The 16,799-nt window shown below is 70.9% G+C and carries 11 protein-coding genes and 1 pseudogene; 9 read left to right on the plus strand and 3 right to left on the minus strand.

What is annotated here, in order from left to right; translation table 11 throughout:
- Positions 1–86 precede the first annotated feature (86 nt).
- Positions 87–2,228, minus strand: a complete 2,142-nt coding sequence (locus ACFVKT_RS06490) for a SpoIIE family protein phosphatase (protein WP_385728231.1) — start codon at positions 2,226–2,228, stop codon at positions 87–89.
- A gap of 208 nt (positions 2,229–2,436) precedes the next feature.
- Here ACFVKT_RS06490 and ACFVKT_RS06495 point away from each other — a divergent pair, with 208 nt between their 5' ends.
- From ACFVKT_RS06495 to ACFVKT_RS06515, 5 genes are all read left to right on the plus strand, one after another.
- A complete protein-coding gene (locus ACFVKT_RS06495) occupies positions 2,437–4,257 on the plus strand; it encodes a glycoside hydrolase family 15 protein (RefSeq protein WP_385728233.1) in 1,821 nt (606 codons plus the stop codon).
- Between the two features lie 193 nt (positions 4,258–4,450).
- Positions 4,451–7,138 (plus strand): LuxR C-terminal-related transcriptional regulator, encoded by a 2,688-nt coding sequence (locus tag ACFVKT_RS06500; protein ID WP_385728235.1) that lies wholly within the window; start codon positions 4,451–4,453, stop codon positions 7,136–7,138.
- A gap of 198 nt (positions 7,139–7,336) precedes the next feature.
- Positions 7,337–8,965, plus strand: a complete 1,629-nt coding sequence (locus ACFVKT_RS06505) for an MFS transporter (protein ID WP_385728237.1) — start codon at positions 7,337–7,339, stop codon at positions 8,963–8,965.
- 18 nt (positions 8,966–8,983) lie between these two features.
- The gene (locus ACFVKT_RS06510; RefSeq protein ID WP_385728239.1) at positions 8,984–9,505 is read left to right on the plus strand and encodes a hypothetical protein; all 522 of its coding nucleotides are present in this window, start codon (positions 8,984–8,986) and stop codon (positions 9,503–9,505) included.
- A 263-nt stretch (positions 9,506–9,768) separates the two neighbouring features.
- Positions 9,769–9,966, plus strand: coding sequence for a hypothetical protein (locus tag ACFVKT_RS06515; RefSeq protein ID WP_385728241.1), 198 nt, complete (start codon positions 9,769–9,771; stop codon positions 9,964–9,966).
- A gap of 44 nt (positions 9,967–10,010) precedes the next feature.
- On the opposite strand, the gene ACFVKT_RS06520 is transcribed toward ACFVKT_RS06515, so the two are convergent.
- Complete coding sequence (locus ACFVKT_RS06520) at positions 10,011–11,420, minus strand: DUF2252 domain-containing protein (RefSeq protein ID WP_385728243.1); 1,410 nt, start codon at positions 11,418–11,420, stop codon at positions 10,011–10,013.
- 360 nt (positions 11,421–11,780) lie between these two features.
- Here ACFVKT_RS06520 and ACFVKT_RS06525 point away from each other — a divergent pair, with 360 nt between their 5' ends.
- The 3 genes from ACFVKT_RS06525 to ACFVKT_RS06535 all read left to right on the plus strand — a co-directional run bounded on the left by ACFVKT_RS06525 (position 11,781) and on the right by ACFVKT_RS06535 (position 13,623).
- Positions 11,781–12,443 carry an HdeD family acid-resistance protein gene (locus tag ACFVKT_RS06525; protein ID WP_385728245.1) on the plus strand — a complete coding sequence of 221 codons (663 nt, stop codon included), beginning with the start codon at positions 11,781–11,783 and terminating at the stop codon, positions 12,441–12,443.
- Between the two features lie 229 nt (positions 12,444–12,672).
- Positions 12,673–13,143: an SHOCT domain-containing protein gene (locus tag ACFVKT_RS06530; protein WP_385728247.1), complete on the plus strand. Its 471-nt coding sequence runs from the start codon at positions 12,673–12,675 to the stop codon at positions 13,141–13,143.
- Positions 13,144–13,176: 33 nt separating this feature from the next.
- The gene (locus tag ACFVKT_RS06535; RefSeq protein ID WP_385728249.1) at positions 13,177–13,623 is read left to right on the plus strand and encodes a hypothetical protein; all 447 of its coding nucleotides are present in this window, start codon (positions 13,177–13,179) and stop codon (positions 13,621–13,623) included.
- A 56-nt stretch (positions 13,624–13,679) separates the two neighbouring features.
- Here the strand turns inward: ACFVKT_RS06535 and ACFVKT_RS06540 are convergent, their stop codons facing one another.
- Positions 13,680–14,657 carry a LacI family DNA-binding transcriptional regulator gene (locus tag ACFVKT_RS06540; RefSeq protein WP_385728251.1) on the minus strand — a complete coding sequence of 326 codons (978 nt, stop codon included), beginning with the start codon at positions 14,655–14,657 and terminating at the stop codon, positions 13,680–13,682.
- Between the two features lie 147 nt (positions 14,658–14,804).
- Between ACFVKT_RS06540 and ACFVKT_RS06545 the strand changes: the two are divergent.
- Positions 14,805–16,727, plus strand: a pseudogene (locus ACFVKT_RS06545) (amidohydrolase).
- The last annotated feature ends 72 nt before the right edge of the window (positions 16,728–16,799 follow it).

Here is a 16,799-nt window from a genome sequence, read left to right on the forward strand (position 1 = left end):
GCTCCGCGAAACAGTCCGCCAAGGCCAATTCCGTTGTGCTGGCTCGGTTTTGGGCGGAGGTGCTCCCCGGTCCGGACATTTGGGGGTCAGCCCACGCCGTCAGGCCCCGTGACGCCGGGCAGTGCCTGCTCGGTCCAGATCGTCTTGCCCGGCGCCGTATAGCGGGTGCCCCACGTCTGGGCGAGCTGCGCGGTGATGAAGAGACCGCGTCCGTCCTCGTCGACCGTGCCGGCGTGGCGCAGGTGGGGTGCGGCCGCGCCGGCGTCCCGTACCTCGCAGGTCAGGGTGCGGTCATGGATCAGGCGGAGCTCAAGTGGCGGGCTGCCGTACTTGACCGCGTTGGTGACGAGTTCGCTGACGATGAGCTGGGTGCTGAAGGCCGTCTCGTCGTCCACGTGCCACGCCGCGAGCTGTCCGCGCGTGCGGTGTCGGGCGAGGGACACGGCCGCGGGGTCGGGGTCGAGCGGCCACGCGGCGATCCGGTCCGGCGGGAAGGACCGGGTGCGCGCGACGATCATCGCGGCGTCGCCGGCGCCCAGACCTGCCGGGAGGGCGTAGACGAGGGCGTCGCAGAGGTCCTGGAGCGGGCGCTCGCGGTAGTCCGGCGCCGACGGCAACGGGCCTGAGGGTTCGGCGAGATACGCGGTGAGCAGCGGATCGCTCGTGAACACCAGGACGCTGCCGTCCGGCACCTCGATGTCGACGGCGGCGAAGGGCGCGCCCTCCGCCGTGCCCAGCCGCGGCCCGGCAGGTGCGCCGGGGCCGGTGACCGTGCGGTCGGGGCGCACGACGAGGGGAGCCAGCTGACCCCCTGCCGCCATCGTGCACGTGCCGGTGAGGGGGTCGTGTACGGCGTACACGCAGTCGGCGGTGAGCGCCTCCCGGCGCAGTGGATCGCCGAACGGGAGGTGTGACCGTTCGGCGGCGAGCTGTCCCGCCGTGTGGTGCAGACGGGCGAGGAGTTCGTCGGGGGCGAGGTCGAACGCGGACAGGGAGCGTACGGCGGTGCGCAGCTGCCCCATGGTCGCGGCCGCGTTCAGGCCGCGCCCCGACACCTTGCCGACGACGAGGGCGGTGCGGGCGCCGGACAGGGCGATGGTGTCGTACCAGGCACCGGGGTCGGCGCCGGAGATGGCGAGGTAGGCGGTCTCCAGCGACGGGTGGGTCACCGGGCGGCGGGGCAGCAGCTGGCGCTGGACCGTCGCGGCGACCGTGTGCTCCCGTGTGTAGCGCCGCGCGTTGTCGATGCACAACGCCGTGTGGGTGGCCAGCTCGACCGCGAGCTCCCGGTCGCCTTCGTCGAACGGGGGAGAGTTTCCGCTTCGGTACAGGCTGACCACGCCGAGCGCCGAGTCGCGCAGTGCCAGGGGGACGACGAGGAGGGAATGGGCGCCGGATGAGTGGATGGCCTCCGCGCGCGGGGGATCGACGGAGAGCCACGGTGCGGTCGGGTGGAGCGCGACCACGCGGGGACTCAGGTCGGCCAGGGCCTGGGTGAAAGGGGTCGGGGCCGGCAGGCGGCGTACGTCGCCCACCGGATGGGCCTGCGGCGGCTGCGCCCGGCTGCTGCGGAACGCCGTGCGCATCAGGGGCGTGCCCGCGGGCAGCGGGGCGTGCGGTGGGTCGTCGCCGCGGATCACGGCCTCCACCACCTCCACGATCGCGATGTCGGCGAACGCGGGGACCACGGTCGGGACGAGCTCCTCGCCGGTCACGGCCGGATCCAGGGTGCGTCCCACCTGTCGGCGTACGGCGGCCAGCACCTCGGTGCGGGTGCGGGCCCGTTCCCGTTCGGTGACGTCGATCGCGGTGACTGCCGCACCGAGCACGGACCCGCGTGGGCTCTCCAGGCGCAGCGCGCTGATCTCGAAGCGCCGCTCCTGAGGCGGGTTCCCCTTGACGCGCGCCCGGACGACGCGCTGGAGGAGGGGGACTCCGCTGTCCAGCACCTCGCGCAGGAGTGTCTCGAGATCGCTGCCTTCGACGATGTCGTAGACATCGCGGACCGGGCGTCCTTGCAGGTCGCCCAGGGGCACTCCGCGCATGAGGGGAGTGGCGGTGTTGACCCGCACCACCCGAAGGTCGGTGTCCAGCAGGTGGAGCCCGATCGGTGACTGCGTGAACAGCGCCTCCAGCATCGAGAGTGCCGTCTCGTCCACGTCCCGGCCGGGATCGCTGTGCGCCACGGCGACCACCTCCGAGCTCCCACTGCGCTTGGTCCGGCGCACGGCTGCCCCATCTCCGGGCGCGCTTCCAGCCTGCTCCGCGGTGGGCTCGACCGCACCCGCAGAGCGCCGGACGCGCTGATGTCCGAGAACTCACCCGTGGCGGGGGAGGCCGGGCGCGCCCCGGCGCGGCGAGGGTGGCAGATGCGGGGCCCACGGTGCCCGGGTTGCCCGGGTCCCCAGGACGATCCGGCCGGAAGGGAACACCGACATGCGACGATATCCCCCGATCGCGGACCATGGGCTGGTCGGAGACCTGCAGACCGCCGCGCTGGTCTCCTCCGACGGCACGGTCGACTGGCTGTGCGCGCCCAGGTTCGACTCGCCCAGCGTGTTCGCCTCGCTCCTCGACCATGACCGCGGCGGGCACTTCACCGTCGCCGCCGATACCCAACGCCCGCCGGTGCAGCTGTACTTGCAGGACACCGCGATCCTGGTGACCCGTTTCCTGGGGGAGGCGGGGGTGGGCGAGGTGATCGACTTCATGCCGGTGGAGCATCCGGAGCGCGCGGCGGCCCGGCACCGGCTGGTCAGGATCCTGAGGGTGACCCGTGGCCAGGTCCGCTTCACCCTGGAGTGCCGGCCCCGCTTCGACTACGGCCGAGCCGGGCACCGCACCGACGTGGGCGAGGACGCGGTCCGCTTCGAGGCTCCCGGCGCCCAGGCGTCGCTGCGGACGGCCGGTCCCATCCGGTGGAGCAGGGAGGGGGACGACGTACGCGGTGAACTCACCCTGGCCGAGGGCGAGTTCGCCGCCGTACTGCTGACAGTGGGTGATGCGGACGACGCGCCCGTGCCACCGCTGACGGAGGAGGGCGTGCGGACACTGTTCAAGGGGACCCGGGACTTCTGGCATGCGTGGGTACGCCGCAGCCGGTATCGCGGACGCTGGCAGGACATGGTGAACAGGTCGGCCATCACCCTGAAACTGCTGACGTACGCGCCGACGGGAGCACCCGTCGCGGCGCCCACCATGGGGCTGCCCGAGCAGCTCGGCGGCACACGCAACTGGGACTACCGCTACACCTGGGTGCGTGACGGCTCGTTGTCGGTCGGTGCGCTGCTGGGACTCGGCTACATCGAGGAGGCCTACGCGTTCCGCAAGTGGCTCGGCGACCGGGTCCGGGCGGGCCGCACCGTGAGCGGTGAGCCGCTGCAGATCATGTACCGCATCGACGGCGAACCGGACCTGCCGGAGGAGGCTCTCGACCACTTCGAGGGCTACCGGGGATCGGCGCCGGTACGGGTGGGCAACGGCGCCGCCGGCCAGCTGCAACTGGACATCTACGGTGAGGCGGCGCTGGCGCTGGCGCAGGCGACCGAGGACTCCGGCGAGGTCCCGCCGTACGACGGCTGGAAGGCCCTGTCCGGGGTGCTCGACTGGCTGGTGAAGGCCTGGGACCGGCCCGACGAGGGGATCTGGGAGACCCGGGGCGGGCAGCGGGACTTCACCTACAGCCGCGTCATGTGCTGGACCGCCTTCGACCGGGGCATCCGGATGGCACGCGACTTCGCCCGGCCCGCCGACCTCGTGGAATGGGGCGCTGCACGGGACAACATCATGCGCCAGGTCATGGAGCGCGGCTGGAGCACGGAGCGCCGGGCGTTCGTCCAGCAATACGACGAGACCACCCTCGACGCCTCCCTGCTGCTCATGCCCACCGTCGGATTCGTGGGGCCGAAGGATCCGCGCTGGCTGTCCACGCTGGAGGCGATGGAAGAGGAACTCGTCTCCGACAGCCTCGTCCACCGGTACGACCCGGAGGCGTCTCCGGACGGACTGCGTGGCAGCGAGGGCACGTTCTCCCTGTGCAGCTTCCTGTACGTCGACGCGCTCGCGCAGGCGGGACAGCTCGGTCCGGCCAGGTACGCCTTCGACAAGATGCTCACGTACGCCAATCACGCGGGTCTGTTCGCCGAGGAGATCGGTCCGACGGGCGAGCAACTCGGGAACTTCCCGCAGGCCTTCACTCACTTGGCGCTGATCACGGCCGCTCTCTCGCTGGATCACCAGATGGACGCGATCCACTGAGGACGGGCCTTTCCACGGACTCGGCGGAGTGCACGGCGGTCGTCGATCGCTCCGCCGGACGAGAGGCCGGGCCCGGCAAGCACATGCGCGCGAACGCTGGGGCGAGGGGCCGGATCCCGCGCACATGCGCGGGAACGCTGGGATGCTGGAGGGAGCGCTGCCCATGAGCTGACGAACAGTGGCGGTGAGTTCCATGGCCGGGTTGGCGGAAGACGGTCCGGAAGCGACCGCGCCGCGCACCGATCCCCAGGGAGACCCGTTTCTGCGTACGCGGTTCGCGATACCGACGCGGCCCGCGACCTTCCTGCGCCGGGAGCGGTTGGTCAGGCACCTCGATCAGGCACTTCTGACTCCGTTGACCCTGGTCAACGGAGCTGCCGGGGCGGGCAAGACACTGCTGGCCGCCGACTGGACCGCGGCACGGGACACGCCCGTCGCCTGGCTCACCACGGACGCGGACCAGGGGTGCGGAACGTTCTGGGCGTATCTGCTGCAGGCCCTGCGCGTCTCCGGTGTGCCGTTGTCCGCCAAGGTCGGTTTCCCCGCCGACCCGAGCCGCGTCGACCACACGCTCCTGGTACGACTTGCCGCCGAACTGAGCGATCGGGACCGGCCCGCCATCGTGGTGCTCGACGGATACGAGCGGGTGACCGACCCGGAGATCGCGGAGCAGTTGGAGTTCGTCCTGCACCACTCGGGACAGGGCATGCGCCTGATCGTGGTCACCCGCACCGAGCCGCTGCTGCCGCTGCACCGTTACAGAGCGGCCGGCGACATGACGGAGATCAGGGACGCGGAGCTGGCCTTCACCCCCGACGAAGCGGCCGTGCTGCTGGAGTCGCACGGGCTGCGCCTTCCCGTGCACGCCGCCCGCGCGCTCGTGGAGCGGACCCGGGGATGGGCCGTCGGACTGCGGCTGTGCGCCCTGGCCGCGCGGGAGAACCCGGATCCCGAGACGTATCTGAAGGAGTTCGAGGCCGACCACACCACAGTCGCCGACTTCCTGCTGGCGGAGGTGCTCAAGGGGCAGAGCCCCCCGACGCAGGACCTCCTGCTGCGGGTCAGCGTCCTCGAACGCTTCTGTCCCGAACTGGCGAACGCGCTGACGGAGCGCACCGATGCCGCGTCCGTCCTGGCCGCACTGCACCGCGAGAACGCGTTCGTGGAGCACCTCGGGCACGACTGGTACCGCCTCCACCCGCTGTTCGGAGAGATCCTCCGTGCCCAACTGCGGGCACAGTCTCCCGGCCTGGAGCCCGAACTCCACCGGCGGGCGGCAGCATCGCTGCGGCGCTCCGGATCCCTCGCGGAGACACTCGGGCACGGTGCGGCCGCGGGCGACTGGGAGTTCACCGCCGGTGCCCTCGTCGACGATCTCGCCATCGGGCAGCTCTTCACCGGCCTGCGCTGCGACGACCTGACCGAACTGTTCTCACGGATGGGGCCCGAGGCCACGAGCCCCGCCACGGATCTCGTCCGTGCGGCCCGCGAGCTGTCCCGGTACGACCTGGACCGCGGCCTGTCCCACCTGCGGCACGCCGAGCAGGGCCTGGCGGGGCAGCCGGTGCCCGCGCAGGGCGGCTCACCCGGCTTCGCGGCGGCCCGGCTGAGCTGTGCCCTCCTGGAAACCCTGGCGGCCCGGCTGACCGGTTCGCCGGGAAGGGCGGAAACGGCCGCGGCGGCGGCCCAGGAACTCCAGGAGGGAATGCCCACCCGCCTTCTGGAAGGGCACCCCGAACTCACCGCCCTCCTGATGACGCATCTTGGCTCGACGCGGCTGTGGGCCGGGCGCTTCGACGACGCCCGTGCCGCCCTCACCACGGCGGTCGGCTGCTCCGGGGGAGCTTCGACGGCACTCCCGCGCGGGGAGGCCCTGGGACATCTGGCCTTGATCGACTACTTGAACGGCTGGCTCGGCAGAGCGGAACGCAAAGCGCTGGCGGCGATGCACACGGCGGAGCGGTTCAGTCTGCCTCAGGAGTCCGGCTCCGGCCTCGGGCTACTGGTCCTGGCGGCCGTCGCCGTCGACCGGAACCAACTGGCTGAGGCCCGGGGTCTCCTCGACGCGGCGGCCGGCCCGCAGCGCGAGATGCGGGACCCGGTGACGGAAGCGGGGCGGGCCATCGCCACCGCAGGCCTGCTGTCGGCCAACGGCCACACCAGAGCCGCGCTCGCAGTGGCGGAACCGGCGGTCGCAGCCGACGTGGTCTCCCCCTGGGCAGTGGGGCAATCCGCGCTGGTCGCCTCCGCCGTGCACCTGTCGGAGGGCAGGCCGGAGACGGCCGCCGAGCTGCTGCAAGCGGTGCCCGACGGCCAGGCGGCATGCGTCGTGGGGGCCGCGCGGGCTCAGCTCGCCGCGGGCAGGCCCGCCGCGGCGATCGACCTGCTCGACGGCCTGCGCCCCGAGGGCCGCATCGGACCGGCGGTGACCGTCCGGGCCTCGCTGGTGCGGGCGCGGGCCGCCCACCAGGCGGGGGACGTCACCGCCTCGCGCAGGCTCGTTCGCCAGGCTCTCCACGAGGCCCGGCGTGAGCGGCTGCGGCGTCCCTTCATCGAGGCCGGGCCGTGGATCCGGCCGCTGCTGGGCCTCGTACCGCTGCGGGGGTTGGCCGCGGGCTGGCTCACTCCTGGCCCGCCACCGGACGGCGGACCGCCCCCGACCGAGGACAAGTCACCGGCGCCTGTCGTGGAGGAGCTGACCGGACGCGAGCGGGATGTGCTGCGACGGCTGGCCCAGATGATGTCGACGGACGAGATCGCCGCCGACCTGTATGTCTCGGTGAACACGGTGAAGACCCACCTCAAGAGCGTCTACCGGAAGCTGGCGGTGAGCCGGCGTTACGACGCGGTGCGCCGCGCGCGAGAGCTGCGGTTGCTGTGACCGTCTGGGCGTGAGTGAACCCGTGGAGTGAACCCGTGGAGTGAGCCCTGCGGTGGGCGGGCTCGGCCGGGCTCGCCCGTGGGGGGTGAGGCGCAGGGGGAGCTCGTCGGCTGCGATAGGGGTGGCGGCTGGGAACTTCTCCGCCGCTGCCCGGCCGACTTCGCCGCCGTCCCGGGCCGACTCGGCGAGGTGGACACCGTGACGCACTGGCGGGCGCTGATCGTCCTGGGTACCGCTCAGTTCCTGATGGTTCTCGACACGTCCGTCATGAACGTGTCGATCAGCCAGTTGGTCGAGGACTTCGACACCGAGGTCACCGCCATCCAGGCCGTCATCACGCTGTACGCGCTGGTCATGGCGGCATTCATGATCATCGGCGGCAGGCTCGGAGACATCTTCGGCCGACGCCGCCTCTTCCTCGCGGGCCTCGTCGTCTACGGCACGGGGTCGGCCCTGACTGCCGTGGCTCCCACCCTGTGGGTCCTCATACTGGGCTGGTCGGTCATCGAAGGGCTCGGTGCCGCGATGGTGCTGCCGGCCATGGCGGCCCTGGTGGCCGAGTCCTATCGCGGTCGGGACCGGGCCGTCGCCTACGGGGTCATCGGCGGACTCGCCGGGGCCGGGATCGCGGTCGGCCCGCTCCTTGGCGGCTGGGTGACGACGTACCTCACGTGGCGGCTGGTGTTCGCCGGCGAGGTTGTGGTCGTCATCGCCGTACTGTGCTTCCACCGGGCGATCACGGAATCGCCCCGTACCGGTCCGCACCCCCGGCTCGACGGAGTCGGCGCCGTGCTCTCGGCGGCCGGGCTGGCGCTGGGTGTGCTCGGCGTGCTGCAGAGCAGCACCTGGGGATGGGTCCAGCCCCGCAATCCGCCCTTCACCGTTGTGGGCTTCGCGCCCACGCTGTTCGTCATCGGCGTCGGGGTGGCCGTACTGGCCGTCTTCGTGCACTGGGAGCGGCGACGGGAGGCCCGCGGTGCCGAGCCCCTCGTACATCTGCCCCTGCTGCGCAAGCCCGCGCTGCGCTCCGGCCTGATGTCACTGCTGAGCCAGAACCTCATCCTGCTGGGGCTGTTCTTCACCATCCCGCTGTACCTGCAGGTGGTTCAGGGGTTCGACGCCTTCCAGACCGGTCTGCGGCTGCTCCCGGTGTCCGTGACCATGCTCGCGGCCTCGATGTGCGCCGCACGGCTGGCGCGGGTGGCCGGACCGCGCCGGGTGGTCCGACTGGCTCTGACAACCCTGGCCGCCGCCATCGTGTGGCTGCTGGCCACCATCGACCCGGTCATCGACGACGCGCAGTTCGCCGGCGCCATGGCCCTGCTCGGCGTGGGTATGGGCCTGCTCGCCTCCCAACTGGGCAACGTCGTGCAGTCCAGCGTGAGCGAGGAGGAACGCAGCGAGGCCGGCGGACTGCAGTTCACGGCCCAGAACCTGGGCTCCGCACTGGGTACCGCGCTCATCGGTTCGCTGCTCATCGGTGCTCTCGCCCACGCCTTCACCACACAGGTGGAGAACCACCCGCGACTGTCGGAGGAAACCCGTCAGCAGACCGGTGTCGCCCTCGAAGCAGGGATCACCTTCGTGCCGACCGAGCAGGTGCGCTCGGCGGCCGAACGGGCCGGGCTGCCGGCGCCCGAGGTCGACGCCCTCGCGGACTCGTACGCGTCGGCGCAGTTGGACGGTCTGAAGGCGGCGATCCTCGCCACCGGTGGAATCACCCTGGTCAGTTTCCTGGTCACACCGCATCTGCCGAACCGGCGGGCCGACCGTCCGAAGCGGTCCGACACCGGCGCACCGGCCGATGCACTCGGCTCGGCCGGCTGACTTCGAGGGAGGGCCGCGATGTCCAAGGCGGAGCAGGTCACGGACCGAGCGCGCCGCGTCGAGGAGCGCCGGGCCCGTGCCGACTACACCGGTGGGGTGTACGGGTCCATGCTCGCCGCCTCGGTGGTGGTCGGCGCCGGCGCACTGGGATCGTTCCCGCGCCTGGAGCTGGTGCTGCTGTTGTTGCTCACCGGCGTGGTGTTCTGGGTCGCGCATGTGCACGCCCACCTTTTCGGGGCGCGCCTGGCGGAGCACCGCCTGGACCGTCGGATCGTGTTCGAGGTGTGCCGTGACGAGTGGCCGATCGTCAGGGCGGCGGTACCGCCTGCCCTGGCTGTGGCCGTCAGTCCCCTCCTCGGCCTCGATGTGACGGGCGCCCTCTGGCTCGCGCTCTCCGTCGCCGTGGCCGGCCAGGTGGGCTGGTCTGCGGCCGCGGCGCGGCGTGCCGGTGCCTCGTGGCGCCTGGTGACCGTCACCGCGTCGGTGAATCTGCTGCTGGGCCTGCTGATCATCGCGTTCAAGATCTTTGTGACGCACTGATCTTCCAGATGTATTTGTTTGCTGTGTTTGTTTGCGTGCTCTGGAGCGCCGGCCTATTTGAGGCGCTGCTTGAGGCGCTGTTCCAGGGTCGCGCCGACGGCACGGTCCTCGGCGAGCCCCTCGGGCCGGTGCAGTTGCCGCAGGTGGAGCGCGTGCCGGGGCTATCACCTGTACGGGGTGAGGCCCGCCGGCGGCTTGCGGCGGACGATCGCAGAGTAAGGGCGCAGCCCGCCTGTCCCAGGCCTCCCGGGGGAGAGCAGCTCATGCGCTACGAGATCCGTGTCGACGGACACATGTCGGAGACGCTGACCAAGGTCTTTCCCGAACTGGACCATGTGGTCATGTCCGGCCAGACCGTCCTGTTCGGGCACGTCATCGACGAGGCGCACCTGTATGGGCTGCTGGCCCGCTGCCAGTCGCTGGGGCTACGGGTTCTGGAGATGCGTCAGATGCCGGAGTAGCCCGTAGGCACGGCGAGCGCCGTCCGCTGTGCGCGCTGCGGGCCTCAGAGGCTCGCCGTCCGGATCCGGCCGGAGCGGGCGGCGGCGCCCAGCGCCTCGAAGTCCCGCTCGTTCTGGTCGGCGTAGGCCTGGGCGAATTCGATGAGCGCGCGCTCGAAGCGGTCGCTACCGCCCAGGTAGGCGCCGATGGCGACAGGGTCGCCGGAGCGGGCGTGCGCTCGCGCGAGACTGGCTCCGCACAGTTGCGCGAACAGGCTCAGAAGGTCGGGGTCCATGGTCTCCGGCCGCGCGATGCCCTTCCAGTCCCGCAGTTGGCGCACGTAGAAGTCCCGGCCGCGTCCGTCGAGGCCCACGACGTGGGTCCAGCCCAGGAAGATGTCGCTGGTCGTCTGGATCAACCGCTGACCCGCCACCACGCGGCGGCCCTGGTTGTCGTAGGGGTCGCCGCCCATGTGGGCGGCGAGCACCGATTCCTGCGCCTCCTTGGCCTGCAGCAGCAGGGGGTCGCCGTCGTCCCTGCCGAGGAGGAGCAGGATCCAGCAGCGTGTTCCGACGCTGCCGACGCCCACCACCTTCCGGGCCATGTCGACCAGGCGGTAGTGGCGGAGCAGGTGCCGGCGCTCGGACGACAGGGTTCGCGCGTAACCGTCCACGATGGCCTGGAGTTCTTTCTCCTCCGCGTCCTCGGAGGAGTCCGTGAGCAGCTCCCGGAGCGGGGTGACCAGCGGTGGATCCGGTGCGATACGCCGTCCGTCGGCCGTGACCCGGGTGAGCTTGGCGAAGGCCTGGAGGTGGGTGCGGGTGCGGGCTCGTGACGTCGCCTCGGCCGTGCGGCGCCTGGCCTCCTTGTCCATCGACGAGGCCAGCAGTTCCCGCATGTGGTCGGCGTCGTCCTGCGCGTACCAGATGTCCAGGGTGCGGATGCCGGCGAACTCCCGCATCCGCTGCCGGTAGGCCCGTACGCATGCCCGCACAGCGCCGCTCTGCTCCTTGACGGAGAACCCATTGGCCCTGCCCGCGATCGCGAAGCTGGCCGCCAGCCGTTTGACGTCCCATTCGAACGGCCCGGCCAGGGTCTCGTCGAAGTCGTTGATGTCGAAGACCAGATGTCGTTCCGGAGAGGCCAGCAGCCGGAAGTTGAGCAGATGAGCGTCTCCGCAGAGCTGCACCGTCAGGCCTGTGTCGGGGAGGGGCCCGAGGTCCCTGGCCATGATTGCGGCCGCGCCACGGTAGAAGCGGAACGGGGCCTCGAGCATGCGGCTGTGGCGGATCGGCACCAACTCCGGCAGTCGCGACTCGGATTGACGCCCTATCACCTCGACGGGGTCGGGTCGCTTCTCGTCGGCCTCGAACCGGCCGTGGCAGGAACGCGAGGCCCGTTTGCGCGCGCTCCTGCCGTACGCCGCTCTCTCGGCCGGTGACAGGGATGCCGTGAACGCGCTCGGAATGGCCATGGCTCAGTCCTCCTGAACGGTTTCTCTTTCCCTCGTGCGGCCCCGTCGCTCCGGCGGCGCCCCCCGCGAGTAGCCGTGCGGCGAGGTCGCCGAACCCGGGCGGCGGTGCAGAACGTGGTCGGCGGCGCTGAACGTGGTCGGCGTGGTGGGACGCGTACAGGGGCCGTCCGCGTACATGGGGGCGTGAACCTCCACACATGTCCTCGGGCTCCCACCTCATCGGCTCGGCGGCGGGCACGGATCACCCGCCGGGGGTGACCCGGTGGCCGACGCCTGGAGAGATGCTGGCCCGGTGAGATCTCCGCACACCGCCCCGTCGGCGGTCCGGAAGCGACTCGCCCGATCGCGTGAGGAGGAGCCATGACCATGTCGCGTGATCCGGCACCGCGTACCGAACCGGAACACATGCCCGGCGGGGCGGCTCCCGCACCGGCGGGTGATCCCGCGGACGTGCTGGCCAGACTCGGGCGCTCGTGGGAGTGGATCCTGGGTTCGGCGATCGCGACGCTCGTTCCGGGCGTCCTCGTCCTGGTCTGGCCGGACGAGACCCTGCACGTTCTTGCGGTCCTGATCGGTCTGTACCTGCTGGTGACCGGGGCCTTCCGGTTCGTGGCGGCCTTCGCCCGGGACGAGCACGAGGAACGGCTGCCAGAGCTGCTCCTCGCGGTGCTGTTCGTCCTGGCCGGGGTGCTCTGCCTGAGGAATCCCCTGCAGACCGTCGCCGCGCTCTCGCTGATCGTCGGGATCGTCTGGCTGGTGTCCGGCATCCTCACCCTTTACACCGCCATCGCCGCCAAGGACCTGCCTCACCGAGGCTTCGTCGTGGGTGCCGCGGTGATCGCCGTCCTCGCGGGGATCGTGGTGCTGGCCCTGCCTGCCGAGTCGGCCCGGGCTCTGACCCGGCTGCTCGGCCTCTGGCTCGTCCTGCTCGGCCTGGTCGAGGTGGCCATCGCCTTCGCATGGCGAGCGGCACTCCGCCGGTCCGGCATCGCGGGAACGCACGGCTCCGACGGGACGGTCTGAGTCCTCGGGTGTCCTCGGGTGTCCTCGGGTGTCCACGGGTCGACCCGCGGGCCGATCGGAGAGTCGCCGTGCCGACTGTGCGGGCCCGGGATGCGACCGGCCCTCCCGGCCCGGGATGCGACCGACCGTCTGCTCACCCTCCGCGGGTGAAGCCGACCCGTCCTTGCCTGGGCAGGCTTGAGGCGGCAGAGAAAGGCTGCCGGGCGAACGCCCGGGACGGAGGAAAGACATGAGTGGGCAGATGTACCTCGCGTACGACTATCCGCTGCTGAGCGTCTTCTGGTCCATGCTGTGGTTCTTCCTGTGGATCATGTGGATCGTCCTGCTCTTCCGGATCGTCGTCGACATCTTCCGGGACGACGTCCTGAGCGGCTGGGCCAAGGCCGGCTGGCTGGTGTTCGTCATCGTCCTGCCCTTCCTGGGCGTCCTCGTCTACGTGATCGCCCGCGGCAAGAACATGGGCCGCAGAGAGGCGGCCCAGGTACGCGCGCAGCAGGAGGCCTTCGACAGCTACGTCCGGGAGACCGCCCAAGGCGGTGGCGGCCGGCCCAGCAGTGCGGACGAACTCGCCAAGCTGTCCGAGATACGTGCCCGCGGCGACATCACGGACGAGGAGTTCCGCAGGGCGAAGGAACTGGTCCTCAGCGACCACGGCCCGGCGGCACGGGCGGGTGCCGTCGCCTCCGGCTCCGGTCACTGACATCACCGCACGAGCCTGAAACGAGGTAGCACCATGACCGCGACCCACACCGCGCATGCGCAGACGACCGAACGGCCATGGGCCGAGGGCCTGACGGTCTTCGCAGCCGTCATGCTCGTCATCGCGGGCGTACTCGACATCTGCCGGGGCGTGATGGCGATCGCCGAGGACGACGTCTTCGTCGCGACACGCAACTACGTCTTCGAGTTCGACCTCACGAGTTGGGGCTGGATCCACCTGGTTCTGGGCGCCCTCGCCGTGATCGTCAGTTTCGGACTCTTCCAGGCGACACTGTGGGCGCGCGTCGCCGGGGTGGCCATCGCCGGCCTCATCATCATCGCCAACTTCCTCTCCCTGCCCTACTCGCCTGTCTGGTCAATCGTGATGATCGCCTTCTCGGCGTTCATCATCTGGGCGCTGTGCGTGGTCCGGGCGGACGAGTCCACCGAGCCTTTCGAGGGTCCGCCGCAGGACGTGTGACCGAGACACGCTGAACGACACGTCGTGAAGGGGGCCTGCCGGGAGGCCGCGCCGCGCTAGCCGCGGCGGGGCCGGCGCAGGGTCGAGTCCCGTACGGTCAGGCGGTGGGGCACCATGACCGGGGCGTGGGCCCCCGGTGATTCGATGGCATCCACGAGCGCGGTGACCGCAGCCTCCATGGCCAGCCGGGGGAAGAGGCTCAGCGTGGTGACCGGCGGTTCCGTGTCCGTATAGACGGGGTCTTCGCTCATGCACGCGACAAGGAGGTCGTCGGGCACCCGCAGACCGTGGTGCCGGGCCGCGTCAAGCAGTGAGCGTCCCGACATGCTGTAGATGCCGTAGACGGCGTCCGGACGGTCGGCGTGCCCCAGCAGTGTGTGTGCGGCGGGGTCGGAACCCACTCCTGGGACGAGCGGCGCCGACAGCGGTTCCTGGCCGTGCTCGGCACACCAGTCCTGGTAGGCCTCCAGACAGACCCATGAGTAGTACTCGGGGCCCGGGCCCGCGATCAGGGCGATCCGGCGGGCGCCCTGATCCGCGAGGTGATCGAGGACGGAGCGTACGGCCAGGGTGTGATCACTGCCCACCCAGCGGTCGCCAGGGCGGCCGTCCACCGGTCGGCCGACGAAGACCAGCGGTGTCCCGGCCCGACGCAGGGCGTCCGTGAGGGAGTCCTTGGCCGGCGCGTCGATCAGGACCACGCCGTCGAGGTCGAGGGCTTGCCCGCTGCCCGGCGTGGACGGCAGCACGCTGAGCGCGTAGCCGTGGCGGTGGGCGACGGACGTGGCGGCGGTGACGGCCTGCGCGTAGTAGGCCACGTTGACGAAGTTCCACGCCAAGTCCCGGTGCGTGGGCACCGCGAGGCCGAGAGTCCCGGTGCGGACGTGCGCCTCCCGGGTCGGGTAGCCGAGCAGCGAGGCGATCTCCAGTACGCGGCTGCGGGTCGTCTCGGTCATACGGCCCGTGCCCTTGAGGGCGTGCGACACGGTCGCCGTCGACACCTCGGCCGTCCGCGCTATGTCCACGATTCTCACCGCATTCATCATCCAAGAATACGGATCCCATTGTTACAGCGGCAGTCCACGACTAATTCCGTTTCCAAGTCGTACTTGTGGTTAACCACGTAACCAATGACCGTTTGAGCCAACAACTCCGGGCGACATCCTGGTGAAAGGACGGTCATGACCCAACGGACCGATCGCAGAACATTCCTCGTCGGCGCGGGCGCTGCGGCGGCAGCCGCCGCCTTTCCCCTCACGGCTGCCACGCCTGCTTCCGCCGCCACGCCGGCCCCCACTTCCACGCGGCGTCGCTCGGCGGCGACGGTACTTCACAGCGGGGTGATTTTCACCGGGAGACCCGATTGTCGTCCCGCGCAGGCACTGGCCGTCGGCCGTGACGGGACCATCCTGGCCGTCGGCTCCAACGGCGAGATCCGCCGGTTCGTCGGCAGTGACACCGAGTCGGTCGACCTCAAGGGCGGCTTCGTCATGCCGGGCCTGCACGATGGGCACGTCCATCCCGTCTCCGCGAGCCTTTCCCTGCACACCGTCTCGCTCGGCGACGCCCAGCTGACGATCGCGCAGATCAGGTCCGTCATCACCTCCGCCCTCACGGCGTCCGCCGACCAGGAGCCCGACGGCTGGCTTCAGATCGGCATGTGGAACTCCAGCGGCGTCCTGCCGGCCGGGACCGTCGTGACCAAGGCCGACCTGGACTCGCTCGCCACCCAACGGCCCATCTACGTCCGCTCCTCGGACGGCCACAACGCCTGGGTCAACTCCCGTGCCCTGGCCGTGGCGGGGATCACCAGGAGCACCCCGGACCCGGACGGCGGGACCATCGTGCGCGATGCCTCCGGTGAGCCCACCGGCCTGTTGAAGGACACCGCCGGAAGCCTGGTCGGAGATGTCATCCCGGATTCCACCCCGTCCCAGCAAGTGGCGGCGTTGGGCGAGGCGTTCGCGATGCTGGCCGCCGCCGGGGTGACCTCGGCCATGGACGCCGCGACCGGAGACGACTCCGTCGCGCTGTACTCGGCCCTCGCTGCGGCGAACAAGCTGAAGCTGCGCACGCGCCTGGCCTACCGCCTCTCCGCCGAACAGGCCAAGGACCCCCGAGCCGCCCTCGCCACGCTCCGGGCCTTCAAGAAGAATCTGGCCGGCTCCGACCTGGTCACCACGGGCACCGCCAAGGTGTTCATGGACGGCGTCATGGAATACCCGGCGCACACCGCCGCGATGCTCGACCCCTATCTGGTCAACACCGGAACCGACGCCCACCCGCACTGGGAACCCGGCACCGACCGCGGCAACCTCTACTTCGACCAGGACACCGTCACCAACCTCGCCCTCGTACTGGACCCGGCCGGCTGGCAGATACACGCCCACGCCATCGGCGACCGCGCCGTACGCACCGCGCTCACCGCGTACGAGACGGCCTTCCGTCACGGCGGACGGCACCGCGACAACCGGCACACCCTCGCGCACATCGAGCTCGTCGCCGCGTCCGACATCCGCCGAATGGCCCGCGCCCGCGTCCTGGCCTGCCTCCAACTCCAGTGGACGGAGTACGACTCGTACACCACCGACTCGCTGCTGCCGTACATCGGCGCGGGGCGGCAGGCCCGCATCTACCCCGCGCGCGCGATGGAGCGGGCCGGGGTCCGTCTGACCGGAGGCACGGACTGGCCGGTCGACGACTTCAACCCCTGGCGCCCGGTCGACTAGGCCATCACCCGCACCGGTCCGGACGGCACCCCGGCCTTCCACCCGGAGGAGGGCCTGTCCAGGCTCAGTTCGCTGCGCATGCACACCCTGGGCAGCGCCTACCAACTGCACCAGGAGCACCGCACCGGCACTCTCGAAGTCGGCAAGCAGGCCGACCTCGTCCGCACGGACCGCGACCTGCTCAAGATCAAGGCGAGCGAAATCCACGGCACCCAGGCCGAGTTCACCATGATCGGTGGCGAGATCGTCCACGACGCCGGTTCGACGACGGCGGCCACACGGACGACGCACGCATCGATCGCCGCGGCGAAGACCCTGCGCGCCACCGGAGCCGTATGCCGGCCGAGCCACTCGCACGCGGCCTGCGGACATTGACCGCGGCTGTGCACCGGTAAGTAGCCGCACAAGGAACGGACTTCACCTCGGCCAGGGCGGGACGGCAGTGCT

The sequence above is a fragment of the Streptomyces sp. NPDC127595 genome (assembly GCF_042671685.1).
GTDB lineage: Bacteria > Actinomycetota > Actinomycetes > Streptomycetales > Streptomycetaceae > Streptomyces.

Bases quoted from the DNA above. Each gene is read 5' to 3' on its own strand.
- ACFVKT_RS06510 (WP_385728239.1), top strand. From the start codon at position 8,984: ATGTCCAAGGCGGAGCAGGTCACGGACCGAGCGCGCCGCGTCGAGGAG.
- ACFVKT_RS06495 (WP_385728233.1), top strand. From the start codon at position 2,437: ATGCGACGATATCCCCCGATCGCGGACCATGGGCTGGTCGGAGACCTG.
- ACFVKT_RS06500 (WP_385728235.1), top strand. From the start codon at position 4,451: ATGGCCGGGTTGGCGGAAGACGGTCCGGAAGCGACCGCGCCGCGCACC.
- ACFVKT_RS06520 (WP_385728243.1), bottom strand. From the start codon at position 11,420: ATGGCCATTCCGAGCGCGTTCACGGCATCCCTGTCACCGGCCGAGAGA.
- ACFVKT_RS06535 (WP_385728249.1), top strand. From the start codon at position 13,177: ATGACCGCGACCCACACCGCGCATGCGCAGACGACCGAACGGCCATGG.
- ACFVKT_RS06525 (WP_385728245.1), top strand. From the start codon at position 11,781: ATGACCATGTCGCGTGATCCGGCACCGCGTACCGAACCGGAACACATG.
- ACFVKT_RS06515 (WP_385728241.1), top strand. From the start codon at position 9,769: ATGCGCTACGAGATCCGTGTCGACGGACACATGTCGGAGACGCTGACC.
- ACFVKT_RS06530 (WP_385728247.1), top strand. From the start codon at position 12,673: ATGAGTGGGCAGATGTACCTCGCGTACGACTATCCGCTGCTGAGCGTC.